We start from the raw sequence: 14,000 nt of genomic DNA on the forward strand, positions 1-14,000 counted from the left end.
CCCGGTTCGGAATTCCAAATCTCATGCGGTACATCGTCGCCGGCAATGTCATTGTGTTCTTTCTGCTGCGGCTGACCCGGTTCGCGGCCCTGAGCTATCTGGGCTTCAACTGGGGGCAGGTGCTCCACGGGGAGGTCTGGCGGCTGGCGACCTTCCTGTTCGTGCCTGACAGCACCGAACCCTTTACGCTGATTCTGTCCCTGTATTTCATGTACTTCATCGGCTCCATGCTGGAACGGGAGTGGGGCACGCCGAAGTTCAATCTCTTTTACCTCTCCGGCGCGGCCCTGACCGTCCTCACCGGCGTCATCGGCTACTACGCCTTCGGCGGCGGGACCATCCTGGGCGCCTATTATGTGGGCATGTCCATGTTTCTGGCCTTCGCCGCCCTGTACCCCGACGCCCGGCTGATGCTGCTGTACATCATTCCCGTCAAGGCCAAATGGCTGGCCATCGCGGACCTGGCCCTCTTCGCTGTGGACATGCTGGGGTCTCTCTTTGCGGGGAACTACCTGAAGGCCCTGCTGCCCGTGGTGGCTCTGCTGAATGTGCTGGTCTTCTTCTGGTGCGAGCTTGTGGACCTGACGGACCGGCAGCGGGCCTTTGCCAGGCACAGGAATTCCCGTCAGACCATTCAGTTCAAGTCCGCCGCCCGCCAGCAGAAAAAGAAGGAAGCCCGGCAGGGCTACCGCTACAAGTGCGAGGTCTGCGGCCGAACGGACACCGAGTGGCCGGACCTGGAATTCCGCTACTGCTCCAAGTGCGAGGGCTATCACTGCTACTGCCAGGACCATATCTTCGCCCACGAGCACACCCGGGGCTGAGGTTTTTTCCGCCGCCGCCCTGTCAGGGGCAGAAACCACGAATCTTTCAGAACTGTTAGATTCTAGAAAGATTCTGGACAGATTCCCGTGATAAAGTCTGTACTGTCGAAAGGCAGTACAGACTTTTCCTGTGGAGGTAATCAGAAATGACCGTATTGAAGACAAACAGCCTGCGGAAAATTTACGGCGCAGGGGACACCGAGGTCCGGGCCCTGGACGGCGTGGACCTGTCGGTGGAAAAAGGCGAGTTCGTGGCGGTGGTGGGCACCTCCGGTTCCGGCAAGTCCACCCTGCTCCACATGCTGGGCGGACTGGACCGGCCCACCTCGGGGTCCGTCACCGTGGACGGGCAGGAGATTTTCTCCCTGAAGGACGAGGCCCTGACCATCTTCCGCCGCCGCAAGGTGGGCTTCATCTTCCAGAACTATAACCTGGTGCCGGTACTCAGCGTCTATGAGAACATCGTCCTGCCCATCCAGCTGGACGGCCGGAAGCCCGACACCGCCTATGTGGACCAGATCGTGGAGACCCTGGGCCTGGAAAAAAAGCTGCAAAACCTGCCCGGCCAGCTCTCCGGCGGCCAGCAGCAGCGGGTAGCCATCGCCCGGGCCCTGGCGGCCAAGCCCGCCATCGTCCTGGCCGACGAGCCCACCGGCAACCTGGACAGCAAAACCAGCCAGGACGTCATGGGCCTTCTGAAAATCACCAGCGAAAAATTCGCCCAGACCATTGTTATGATTACCCACAACGAGGAAATCGCCCAGCTGGCGGACCGCATCATCCGCATCGAGGACGGAACCATCCGCTCCTCCCGCAAGACCGGCGGAAGGGAGTGAGAGCCATGCTGAACGTTCCCAACAAGGGCTGTATCCGCCGCCTGGGGCTGCGCTCCATGGCAGCCGCCCGGACCCGCAACATCGTGGCGGTTCTCGCCATCGCCCTGACCACGCTGCTGTTCACATCCCTGTTCACCATCGCCGGGTCCATCAACGCCTCCTACCAGCAGGAGAATTTCCGCCAGGCCGGCGGCGACTATCACGGCACCTTCAAGGAGCTGTCCCTGGCGCAGGTGGAGGAGCTGCAAACCCATCCCCTGATCGCGGAGCATTTCACCCGCCTCTTTGTGGGTATGCCCTCCGAGCCCCCCTTCAGCAAGTCCCATGTAGAGGTCTCCTACCTGGAGCCCGCCGCCGCCCCCCATTACTTCTGCGACCCCGTGGCGGGGACCCTGCCGGAGGAGGGGACCAATCAGGCGGCAACGGATATCCGGGTGCTGTCTCTGCTGGGGGTAGAGCCGGAAATCGGCGCGGAATTCACCATCACCTTCAATCTGGACGATCTCACAGGCCATCCCATCCCCGTCACCCGGACCTTCACCCTCTCCGGCTGGTGGGAGTACGACAGCGCCGTGGTGGCCAGCCACGTGCTCCTGCCCCGCTCCGCCGCTGAGGAGCTCTGCGCCCTGAGCAGCGGGGACCCCTATTCCATGACCGGCAAGTGGAATCTGGATGTGATGTTCAGGGACGCCATGCACATTGAGGAAAACCTGAACGCCATTCTGGAAGCCCATGGGTATCAGTCCGAGGACGCCGCGGCGGACAACTATATCGACATCGGCGTCAACTGGGGCTACACCGGGGCCAAGTTTACCCAGGCTATGGATATCAGCGCGGTTCTGACGGTGGCAGTTCTGGCCCTCCTGGTGATTTTCACCGGGTATCTCATTATCTACAACGTCTTCCAGATTTCCGTCACCAACGACATCCGGTTCTACGGCCTGCTGAAAACCATCGGCACCACCGGAAAGCAGCTGAAGCGCATTGTCCGCCAGCAGGCCCTGCTTCTGAGCCTCATCGGCATCCCCATCGGCCTCCTGCTGGGCTTCGTCACCGGCAACCGGCTCACCCCCATCATCATGGCCCAGCTGAGCTACAAGCGCGCCTTCGTCACCTTCAACCCCCTGATTTTCCTTGGGGCGGCGCTGTTTGCCCTGGTCACGGTCTTTCTCTCCTGTGCCCGGCCCAGCCGCATGGCGGCCAGGGTCTCCCCGGTGGAGGCAGTGCGCTACACCGAAGGCGGCACGCCGAAAAAGCCCGGCAGGCGGGAGAAGGTCCGCCGGGTCCGGGGCGGCGCGTCACTGCCCCGTATGGCCTGGGCCAACCTGGGCCGCAGCAGGAGCAAGACCGTGGTGACGGTCCTCTCCCTGAGCCTGGCGGTGGTGCTGGCCACCATGACCTACACCTTTGCCACCGGCTTCGACATGGACAAGTACCTGACCCGGAATGCCGACGTGGACTTCATCCTGGGAGACGGCAGCTACTTCAATGTCAACAGAATGTTCCGCTCCGCCGGCGACGCCCTGCCGGAAGAGATCATTGCGGATGTGGCGGAAAAAGGCGGCGCGGGCATCACGGAGAGCGGCCGGACCTACGGCCAGGTGACGGACGTGCAGCAGTTCGTTCCGGAAGACTGGTACCGTCTGAGCATCGGAGCCTGGAACCCGCCGGAGATCGTGGAGCTGTCGGTGAAGGAGGCCGTCCGGGACGACCGGGGCTTCCTGATGGACCGGACCATGGTCTACGGCATGGAGGACCTGCCCCTGGATCTTCTCACCGTGGTGGAAGGGGATATCTCCGCCCTCTACGACCCCGGTCAGAACGCCGTCGCCGCCGTGCTGATGGAAAACGACTACAGCGAGCCCTACCCGGATTCCCACTGGGCCAGGGTAGGCGACCAGGTCACTCTGCGGAGTGTGGCGGAATATGAATACCGCGACGCCGGTACCGGCGAGATCATCGAGGACATCGACGCCTTCTATGAAACCGGAGGCCGCTATCTTTCCATCCCCAAGGTCTACGAGGACCGGACCTTTACCGTCTGCGCCCGGGTGGTGGTCCGGCAGACCGTCAACTACCGGTTCTACGGCGCAAACCAGTATGTAATGAACGCGGAGGTCTTCAAGCAGTTTACCGGCACGGACTCCATTATGCACTGGTGCTTCAACACCACCGATGAGCTGGAACCGGAGATGGAGGCCTTTCTGGCGGACTACACGGAAAACGTCCAGCCCCTTTATGACTACGAGGGCCGGTCCAGCTATATTGCCGAGTTCGAGGGCTTCCGGAACATGTTCTATATTCTGGGCGGGACTTTGAGCTTCATCATCGGCCTGGTGGGCGTGCTGAACTTCGTCAACGCCGTCCTCACGGGCATCCTCACCCGGAAACGGGAGCTGGCGGTGCTCCAGTCCGTGGGCATGACAGGAAAGCAGCTGAAAACCATGCTGGTGTTCGAGGGTCTTTACTACACGCTCCTGGCCCTGCTGGCCTCCCTTGTGATGACGGTCTGCGCCGGGCCTCTGCTGGGCGATACCTTCAGCGGCCTGTTCTGGTTCTTCTCCTACCGGCTGACCCTCCTGCCCATCGCGGTTATCCTGCCGGTGTTCCTGATTCTGGGGGTCGCGGTTCCCCTGTGCGTCTGCCGGTCTGTGGAGAAGCACACCATTGTGGAGCGTTTGCGGGAGGCGGAAGGATGAAACGACTGTGTATGGCAATGGTCCTCCTGCTCCTCCTCTCCGCCTGCGGCGGACGGGAGGAGACGGTGGAGGGAAACCTGATTCTCACCAATTACAGCTCCGAATCCATCTCACACATCACGGTGATCTGCGGCGAAGAAACCCTTTCCTCGGAGGCGGCCATCTCGGACACCCAGCTCTGCGCCTTCACCCTGCCGGAGGAGGAAAGCCTGGTCTATACGGTTTCCTTCCAGACGGAGGACGGGGAAACCGTCAGTGAATCCTTTGCCGATATTTTTGCGGAGGGAACCGCCGTCCGCCTCCGGGCGGACCAGGAATATGGCTCCTGGCGGCTGGTCTACGACGGGACGCCCTGAGCCGCCCCCGTTCCCCCGACTGGCGTATCTCCCGCCTCCTTATCCCGATAAAACGCATGAACGGACACGCCCAGCCGCCGCCGTTCCCCCGACAGGCAAACCCCTCAAAAAAACCGCCGCCCCCCGAGGCCTTCAGGGCCCCGGGGGGCGCGGCGCTCTCCGGAGCCCGGGGCGAAAGCGGACCGCCCGGCGGCCCGGGGCGCCAAACGGGGCGGCCGCAGGCCGAAAATGCAGGCCGTTGTATGGATTATGCAAAATTTTTCTTCCTGCCTCGGTTTTTCTGGCGAATTGCCGTTGAAAATGAAAGTCCATCGTGGTAAAATTGCACTATTACCAACATACAGGCCAATGGGAAAGGAGCTCCGCCATGATTTGGACCGAAAACCGGGAAAACGCCTATTGCGAGATCACCCCCGCCATTCTGGCTCTGAAGGAGCAGTGGGAGAAGAAGAACTATATCGACCCCCGGCTGTACCGGGAGTACAATGTCAAGCGGGGTCTTCGGGACGAGGACGGCCGGGGCGTGCTGACGGGTCTGACCCGGGTGGCGGAAATCCAGTCCTATCATGTGGTCGACAGCCCCGAGGGCGAACACATCACCCCTGCCGACGGCATTTTGTACTACCGGGGCATCGACTGCCGGGAGCTGGTCCGGGGCTCCGCCCAGCGGGGACGCTTCGCCTTTGAGGAAGCGGCCTATCTCCTGCTCTTCGGCGAGCTGCCCACGGAAGAGCAGCTGAAGGACTTCTGCATCCAGCTGGCCTCCTACCGGACCCTGCCCACCAACTTCTTCCGGGACGTCATCATGAAAACGCCCCCCAAGGATTTGATGAACACCATGCAGCGGGGCATTCTGACCCTGTTCTGCTACGACGACAAGCCCAACGACACCGGCCTTGAAAACGTGCTGCGCCAGTGCCTCCAGCTGACGGCAAACATGCCGGTGCTGGCCATCTACGCCTATCAGGCCTGGCGGTACAACAACGGCGAGAGCCTTTTCATCCACGTGCCCCAGCCAAACCTGTCCACAGCGGAGAACTTCCTCCGCCTCCTCCGGGAGGACCGGGGCTATTCCGAGCTGGAGGCCCGGACCCTGGACGTGGCCCTGGTGCTCCACGCGGACCACGGCGGCGGCAACAACTCCACCTTCACCAACCACGTGGTCACCTCCTCCGGCACGGACACCTATTCCGCCATCGCGGCGGCCATGGCCTCCCTGAAGGGCCCCCGCCACGGGGGCGCCAACAGCAAGGTTATGGAGATGATGGACAACATCAAGGAGCATATACGGGACTGGGCCGACGAGGACTGTGTCAGGCACTATCTCACCAGGCTTCTGGACAAGGAGGCCTTCGACGGCAGCGGCCTGATCTACGGTCTGGGCCACGCCGTCTACACCCGCAGCGACCCCCGGTGCGAGGTCTTCCGGGACTATGTCACCCGCCTGGCCGCGGAAAAGGGCCGCCAGCCGGAGCTGAACCTGTACGCCAGCGTGGAGCGCATCGGTAAGGAGCTTTTGATGCAGCGGCGGCACAAGGACGCCGTTTCCACCAACATTGATTTTTACAGCGGCTTTGTCTATGAGATGCTGGGCCTGCCCATGGAGCTGTACACCCCCCTCTTTGCCGTGGCCCGGATTGCCGGATGGAGCGCCCACCGCATGGAGGAGCTCAGCGCCGGCGGCAAGCTGATCCGCCCCCGCTACGAGTGCGTGGAGGAACACCGCTCCTATGTGCCCCTGGAAATGCGCTGAACGCCCCCTGCCCGAAGGGTCCGCCCTTCGGGCAGGGCAAGGCTCCGGCGGCGCGGCAAATTCCGGTACGCGGAAAGGACGCCGCCGGCTTCCGGGCGGTAAAGCCGCAAAAGAAAAAATTTTGGAGAAAATCAAAAATTGGGTTGACAACCGGGCCGGTTCTGGCTATAATGATCAAGCAGTCTTTTCCGGGGAACAATGCAATTTGCGGCTGTGCTGGAACTGGTAGACAGGCCAGCTTGAGGTGCTGGTGTCGTATCGACGTGTGGGTTCAAGTCCCGTCAGCCGCACCAAAGTCCCTTCCCGGAAGGGCGCCATGCCATGCGCGAGTGGTGGAATTGGCAGACTCGCTAGATTCAGGTTCTAGTGTCCTTTACGGACGTGCGGGTTCAAGTCCCGCCTCGCGCACCAGAGGGCTCCGCTCCGGCGGAGCGGGGCCCCTCTCTTTCTCTCCCCCGCGCCGGTTTTTTTCGCCGGTCCAAGTTCTTTCCGCCGGTCCAAGTTCATACGATGCGCGCGAGTGGTGGAATTGGCAGACTCGCTAGATTCAGGTTCTAGTGTCCTTTACGGACGTGCGGGTTCAAGTCCCGCCTCGCGCACCAGCTCAGAAATTCCCACCTTCGTTCCGTTTCCGGCTCCGCCGAAAACTGCACTGCGGTGGGAATTTCTTCGCTTTCCGCCGCGAACCGCTCTGTTGGGTTCGCATCGGTATCGGGACGGGGATATGGGCTGAGGCCTGTGTCTTTTTTGTTCCCCGTCTACGGGTGAAAATTTAAACTATGCCGGTATGCCAGGAATTTTTCCTGTTCCGCCGCGATTCGCCGGGTCTGCGGCGGTATAAGAACGGGCGACGCGGGCTGAGGCCCGTATTTTTTTGACCGTGTCTATTCACGCATTTGTTCCGGAGGATGCAGCGTAGGGGGCGGGCACTTTAGAACCTGTATTCACAACCGCTGAACGCTGTCTGAACGGTCTTTTTCCTGCCATACCGCGTCGATTTCCCTTGCAATCCGTCAGGATTGCTGCGGGCGCAAAAGATCTCCTTGTCTGACAAGAAAAATTCCCGTCCATCCAGCACCCCCCGACTGTGAATACAGGCTCTACACCTATCGTAACGCCTGTAGGGGCGGGCCTCTGTGCCCGCCCGTTCTTCCAATCATGCCGGGCTCCCGGCAGACAGACCGGGACAAAGCCCGTCCCCTGCACAGAATCCCCGAACGGGACATCTCCCGGTTCCGGAAGAGAGGCCGCCGAGGGCGGCGGCCCCTACAGACGATTTGCGGAAGCCGGCCTGTTTTCCGCCCCCGGCGGCTTCGGACGGGCTCTGTTCCGCCCCAAATCCCCACCGCCGCTCCGGTCTTGGCCGGGGCGTTCCCGCATCCGTCCCCCCGCCGTACCCTTTCGTTGTATGGTTCGTACAAAATTGCTATTTAACCCAATTGTAATTTTGGTAGAATCATGGTATATTGATTGTAAAGTCACCGCAGTCCACCGCCCCCGCGGGGTCGCCAGCGCCTCGATACGGCATCCCCTGAAAGAAATCCTCCGGATTCCTTCAGCCCCGCCGGCTGTGGACTCAGATTCTAAGGATAAAGATAAAGGAGAATCGCTATGAACCGATTTGGCATCCAAGTGGAACTCAGGCATGTCCCCTCCCTGGACCCGGACTTTATCCCCCTCATGCGCTTCAACCGCGCCTTCCTGGACGGCGCAAAAAAGCCCGTCGGCATCGCCGTGGAGCGTTCCAACGGCCAGATGGCCGCCTGCCGCACCTTCATCCACGGCACGCCGGAGATGAAGGAGGCGGACTGCTACTACATCGAGCGGCTGGTGAAGACCATTTTATGGATGAAGGGCGGCTTCAAGGTCTATGTCAGCGGCGACGAGGGCATTTACAGCTATCTGAAATCCGTGTACGGACCCGGCGGACAGCAGGAATTCGACTGGGACTACATGGCCAATGTGTTTGAGCACCCCTTTGAGGTGGTTCTGGTGGATGAGATTCCCCAGGCCAAGGACGACCCCAAGGCCATCGGCGGCCACCTGGAGGGCTGCCGCATCGGCTTCGACGCCGGCGGGTCCGACCGGAAGGTCTCCGCCGTCATCGACGGCGAGACGGTCTACTCCGAGGAGGTGGTCTGGTTCCCCAAGACCAACGCCGACCCGGACTACCACTATGACGGCATCGTCTCCGCCCTGAAATCCGCCGCGGAGCACATGCCCCGGGTGGACGCCGTGGGCGTCAGCTCCGCCGGCATCTACATCAACAACCGTACCATGAACGCCTCATTGTTCCTCAAGGTGCCCAGGGAAATCTACGACGAGAAGGTCAAGGACATCTACATCCGGGCCATCCGCGACACCTTCGGAGAGGTTCCCTACTGCGTGATTAACGACGGCGACGTGTCCGCCCTGGCGGGAGCCATGAGCCTCAGCGACAACAGCGTCCTGGGCATCGCCATGGGCACCAGCGAGGCCGTGGGCTATGTGGACGAGGAGGGCCGGATTACCGGCTGGCTCAACGAACTGGCCTTCGTCCCCGTGGACGCCCAGCCCGGCGCCATGCGGGACGAGTGGAGCGGCGACATCGGCTGCGGCGTGAAATACTTCTCCCAGGACGGCGTCATCAAGCTGGCCCCCCGGGCGGGCATTGAGCTGGACGAGAGCGCCTCCCCCGCCGAGAAGCTGAAGGCCGTTCAGGCCCTGATGGCGGAGGACGATCCCCGGGCCGCCAGGGTCTATGAGTCCATCGGCGTCTACCTGGGCCACACCCTGGCCTATTACTACGAGCTCTACGGCTGCCGTCACGTGCTGCTGCTGGGCCGGGTCATGAGCGGCAAGGGCGGCGATTTGATCCTGGACACCGCCAGGAAGGTCCTGGCCGACGAGTACCCGGAGCTCACCGGGAAAATCGTCCCGGAGCTGCCCGACGAGAAGTTCCGCCGGGTGGGCCAGTCCATGGCCGCCGCCAGCCTGCCGGAAATCAAGTAACAAGAGGAACAGCGCCTGCCCGGCACTCCGGGCAGGCGCCGTTTCTCTGTAAGGGGGCCTTCCTTCTGCCGTCCGCGCCGGCGGCTCATAGCCCTGGCAATTTTCCGCCTGCATCTTGCGCAAAAGCCGGCAGGTATGATAGAATGAACCCGGCAAGTCTGAGTCTTGTGGAGGAAGGGAAAAGAATGACGGAACCCTCTCAAAGCGAATGGGGCGAACTGCCACAGGTCATCGAGGAGCACATCCGGCTGATGATGGAACGGTATCATGAAACAGGGTCGGTATTCAGAAGCATTCTCACAAAGATTGGATTTTTTCCCTATGCGCAATGTCTCGGGAAGGTGCTGAGGGAAAAGGACTGGAACAGGCTGAACAGCCTGATTTATCAGGAAAACTGTTTCAGAAGCTTTTGCGCTTTACTGTCCGGAGATTCTCATTACCAGGCCTTTCTTGATATGCTGGATGCTCTCGCTGTGGGGAATATGAAAACGCTGGACCTGCTTGTCCCCCACAAACCGGAACGGGTAACACATATTTATTCTACATACCGGCCTGCCACCGATATGCTGATCGGACTATGGCGCAGGGACAGCAGCGTTTTGGATTCTGCCGTTCCAGGAGCAAAAAAATTTGTATCTGGAAAAAGTCCGCAGTGGGACCGGGCGACCGTCGCTTACCTGCTTGCGTTATATGATAAAAACCCGGAAGAAGCGGGGGCGCAATTAGAACTTTTGTGCAAGGGAGCAATGCGGTCAGACTTTGATCCTGATACCGACAAAGTGCTTTTTGTGCCTGCACATGGATTATATCAGCTTGCCGCCTGCCTGTGGGATGAGGAGCTGTTCCGGCAGCTGCCCATGCCCGATCATAAGATTTTTTCCAAAGAATTCGCTGTCTGAAGAAACAGGCGCAACGTACAGCCCGCGTTATTCGCAGAATATCCAGACCCAGGAATCAATCACATTCTGACACATCCGGAGCTCGAACTGGCAGAGAGAGTGAAATAAAGGCGGAACCAGGCCGCTTCCGCTGACAGCGTTCACCGTTATCTGCCCTTGGAGCACCGTCCCCAGATTGACGTCATCAGGAAATCAAACACAAACCCGTTCGGTTCCGCGTCAGCGGAACGCTCAAAGGAGGAACCCATGGAACAGACGCTTACATTCAAAATCGGAACCCGGACCCAGCAGGTCCGCCTCCCGGCGGAAGTCCTGCTGGGCGTTCTGGAGCCCAACGCCGTTGAGCTTCCCGCCGCCGGCGAGGAGGAGCGGGTCCGCGCCGCCCTGGCCCGGCCCACCGGCTCCCCCCGGCTGCGGGACATCGTGAAGCCCGGCGAGACCGTGGCCATTGTCACCAGCGACGTCACCCGGCCCATGCCCACCTGGAAGGTCCTCCCCGCCCTGCTGGACGAGCTCTATGCCGGAGGGGTCCGCCGGGAGGACGTCACCCTGGTCTTCGCCCTGGGGAGCCACCGGGGCCACACGGAGGAGGAAAAACGCCGTCTGGCAGGAGAGCGGGCCTGGGGGGAGATTGCCTGCGTGGACCTGGCCCCGGCGGACTGCGTCCACATCGGCGTCACCGGCCGGGGCACACCGGTGGACATCGACCGGCGCGTGGCGGAGGCGGACCGCCGGGTCTGCCTGGGGAACATCGAGTACCACTATTTCGCCGGGTACTCCGGCGGAGCCAAGGCCATCATGCCCGGCGTCTCCACCCGGGCGGCCATTCAGGCCAACCACAGCCGCATGGTCCAGCCCGCCGCCCACGCGGGAAAGCTGGAGGGCAACCCCGTCCGGGAGGACATCGAGGAGGCCGCCGCCATGGTGGGGGTGGACTTCATCCTCAACGTGGTGCTGGACGCCCACAAGGAGATCATCCACGCCGCAGCGGGAGACGTCACCGCCGCCCACCGGGCAGGCTGCGCCTTTCTGGACACCCTCTATCAGGTCCCCATCCCCCGGCAGGCGGACATCGTGCTGGTGTCCCAGGGCGGGGCCCCCAAGGACCTGAACCTCTACCAGACCCAGAAGGCCCTGGACAACGCCAAGCACGCCGTAAGGCCCGGCGGCGTCATTGTCCTTATGGGCTCCTGCGCCGAGGGGCTGGGAGAGAAGACCTTTGAGGAGTGGATGACCTCCGCCCCCACGGCCCATTCCCTCATTGACCGCATCCGCCGGGAGTTCCGCCTGGGGGGCCACAAGGCCGCCGCCATTGCCATGGTGCTGGAGGAGGCGGACATCTATCTGGTTTCCGATTTGGAGGACGCCCTGGTGGAACGGCTGTTTATGAAGCCCTTCCACAGCGTCCAGGAGGCCTACGACGCCGCCGTCCGGAAGCTGGGCCCCGGGGCCTCGGTGCTGGCCATGCCCTATGGCGGGTCCACCCTGCCCGCGCTGCGGGAACCGGTTTAGAGCCGCCGCAGCTGAACAGAGGCAGCCTCTGTTCACCCCCCCGGCAGACCTCATCGCCAGCACGCAGAGAAATCCGGCCAGCCCCCGCCGCCTGAACATCGGTCCGCACCGGCGTTCAGGTGTGCCGGCGGTCAAACGGACCGTCTCTGAAGCGACCGGAACACACCCCAGTGGACGGCGGCGCGGCCCCGCCACTTCCCGGTTCCCGCCAACCCCTGGTTCCCATCGCCCCCTCGGCAGCGCCGGAAGTCACAAAGCAAGGCCCCCGGAAAGGCTCCGGGGGCCTTTTGGACCTCTTCTGATTCTGATACGCATGATTGCTGCCAGCGGGCCGCCGAGGACGGCGGCCCCTACACACCTTTGCAGGGGTCGGCCCCCTGGCTGACCCGTTTGTCGGGAATTTTGACGCTTGCTAAAGTATGAGCCGCCTTTCGTCCGGCTTTCCGCCGGTCCTGTCAGATGCGGAAGCGGCTGATCAGGCTGTTCAGGGTAAGGGCCTGCTGAGACAGCTCCTTGGACACCGCCGCGCTCTTTTCGGCGGCGGTGGAATTGTTCTGAACCACAGCCGAGATTTCCCTGATTCCGGTCTCCACCAGCGCAATCATCTCCGACTGCTGGACGCTGGCGGCGGCGATTTCGTCCATCAGCGTTTTGATGGACTGAATGCAGCCGTCGATGTCCTGCATGGCGGAGACGGCCAGATCGGTGGACTCCGTTCCGCTTTTGGCGCTCTGGATGGACCGGCTGATCAGCTCGTTGGTGTTCTGGGCGGCCTGGGCCGATTTGGCGGCCAGGTTGCGGACCTCGTCCGCCACCACGGAGAAGCCCTTTCCGGCGCTGCCGGCCCGGGCGGCCTCCACGGCGGCGTTCAGGGCCAGGATATTGGTCTGGAAGGCAATGTCCTCAATGGTCTTGATAATGGTTCCAATCTGTGTGGAGGACTGGTCAATATTCCGGGTGGCGGCGGTAAGCTGCTCCATCTTCGCGTCGGCCTCGGCGGCGAAGCTGGTGGCCTGGCTCACCAGGTCGCTGGCGCTGCCGCAGCGCACGGTGCTGGTCTGAATCTGGGTGGTAATGGCGGTGACATTGGTCACAAGTCCGTCTACCGAGGCGGACTGCTCCGTTGTCCCCTGGGCCAGCGCCTGGGCGTCCGCAGACACGCGGCCCGCGCTGGCGCCCACCTCTCCGGCCACCTGGGAGATATCCCGGATTACGTTCACCAGATTGGCATGGATGGACTGCAGGCTGGCCGAGAGGACCTTGAAGTCCCCGATGTAGTAGGACTCGTTCTTCGTGACGTCCACGGCCAGGTTCCCCCCGGCTATCTCCCCCAGAATACGGCCCACGTCGTCAATGGTCTTGCGCAGGATATCGCAGACCTGGTGTGTGGTCTGGGCAATCATGCCGATCTCGTCGGACCGGCCATAAAAGGCCTCCAGCTCCTGGTCGGTGGAGAGATTCAGGTCCCGCAGGCGGCCGATGGCCCGCTCCACTACAATCAGCTCCCGGCCCTCCCGCCGCAGAAGCAGCAGGGTCAGCAGGATGACGGCGGCGGCGGTCACGGTGCACAGCACGCCCACCAGAATGCGCACATTGGTCACGGTGCCGTAGACCTCCGTGGCGTTGTCGCGGACCATAAAGACCCAGCCCCGGTCCTTCAGAAACTTGTAGACCACCAGCTGTTCCACCCCGGTCTCGTCCCGGTAGGAATATGTATTGGCCTGGGTGCCGCCGTCGGCCTGAATGCGGCGGAGAATCTCCTGATACCCGGCGTCGGCGGTCTCGGTGTTCAGCAGGGCGTCGTCCTCGTGGTAAAGATACACCCCCGTGTCCACGTTCAGGAATACATACTCGCTGTCGGGCAGGCCCTTGATATTCAGATTCAGCAGCGAATCCATCAGGTGGCTGGCATAGACGCCCGCCCCCACATAGCCGATGCACCGCCGGCCCTCGAAGATGGGATAGTACATGGACAGAATCATGCTGCCGGTGCCGGGGGACTTCATGATGCCCAGGTTCGTCAGCTGCTTCTGGGCCAGAATGGTGTCCTGAAAGGATTTCAGGGAATCCCCCGACCGGGTGGTCATGCCGATGGCCCCCTGGGAGGTGTGGGTGAGAACGTGGGTCTCC

The 14,000-nt window shown here is 62.0% G+C and carries 9 protein-coding genes and 3 tRNA genes; 11 read left to right on the top strand and 1 reads right to left on the bottom strand.

What is annotated here, in order from left to right; translation table 11 throughout:
* From Q0063_RS12875 to larA, 11 genes are all read left to right on the top strand, one after another.
* Positions 1 to 824: rhomboid family intramembrane serine protease (locus tag Q0063_RS12875; protein WP_297872383.1), on the top strand; the 824-nt coding region annotated here is incomplete at its 5' end.
* A 146-nt stretch (positions 825 to 970) separates the two neighbouring features.
* Complete coding sequence (locus tag Q0063_RS12880) at positions 971 to 1,660, top strand: ABC transporter ATP-binding protein (RefSeq protein ID WP_297872384.1); 690 nt, start codon at positions 971 to 973, stop codon at positions 1,658 to 1,660.
* A 5-nt stretch (positions 1,661 to 1,665) separates the two neighbouring features.
* Positions 1,666 to 4,359: an ABC transporter permease gene (locus Q0063_RS12885; protein WP_297872385.1), complete on the top strand. Its 2,694-nt coding sequence runs from the start codon at positions 1,666 to 1,668 to the stop codon at positions 4,357 to 4,359.
* Positions 4,356 to 4,715 carry a hypothetical protein gene (locus Q0063_RS12890; protein ID WP_297872386.1) on the top strand — a complete coding sequence of 120 codons (360 nt, stop codon included), beginning with the start codon at positions 4,356 to 4,358 and terminating at the stop codon, positions 4,713 to 4,715. The genes Q0063_RS12885 and Q0063_RS12890 overlap by 4 nt, the downstream gene beginning before the upstream one ends.
* Positions 4,716 to 5,082: 367 nt before the next feature.
* A complete protein-coding gene (locus Q0063_RS12895; RefSeq protein WP_297872387.1) occupies positions 5,083 to 6,468 on the top strand; it encodes a citrate/2-methylcitrate synthase in 1,386 nt (461 codons plus the stop codon).
* Positions 6,469 to 6,675: 207 nt separating this feature from the next.
* Positions 6,676 to 6,761 (top strand) — tRNA-Leu (locus Q0063_RS12900).
* Between the two features lie 30 nt (positions 6,762 to 6,791).
* Positions 6,792 to 6,879 (top strand) — tRNA-Leu (locus tag Q0063_RS12905).
* A gap of 103 nt (positions 6,880 to 6,982) precedes the next feature.
* Positions 6,983 to 7,070: transfer RNA gene (locus Q0063_RS12910), tRNA-Leu, on the top strand.
* Between the two features lie 1,009 nt (positions 7,071 to 8,079).
* Positions 8,080 to 9,459 carry an ROK family protein gene (locus tag Q0063_RS12915; RefSeq protein ID WP_297872388.1) on the top strand — a complete coding sequence of 460 codons (1,380 nt, stop codon included), beginning with the start codon at positions 8,080 to 8,082 and terminating at the stop codon, positions 9,457 to 9,459.
* A 185-nt stretch (positions 9,460 to 9,644) separates the two neighbouring features.
* Positions 9,645 to 10,358: a hypothetical protein gene (locus Q0063_RS12920; RefSeq protein ID WP_297872389.1), complete on the top strand. Its 714-nt coding sequence runs from the start codon at positions 9,645 to 9,647 to the stop codon at positions 10,356 to 10,358.
* 246 nt (positions 10,359 to 10,604) lie between these two features.
* Positions 10,605 to 11,870 (top strand): nickel-dependent lactate racemase, encoded by a 1,266-nt coding sequence (gene larA / locus Q0063_RS12925; RefSeq protein ID WP_297872390.1) that lies wholly within the window; start codon positions 10,605 to 10,607, stop codon positions 11,868 to 11,870.
* Positions 11,871 to 12,325: 455 nt separating this feature from the next.
* Here the strand turns inward: larA and Q0063_RS12930 are convergent.
* A partial coding sequence (locus tag Q0063_RS12930) for a methyl-accepting chemotaxis protein (RefSeq protein WP_297872391.1) occupies positions 12,326 to 14,000 on the bottom strand: 1,675 nt, incomplete at its 5' end.

The organism is uncultured Oscillibacter sp. (genome assembly GCF_947654275.1).
GTDB lineage: Bacteria > Bacillota > Clostridia > Oscillospirales > Oscillospiraceae > Oscillibacter.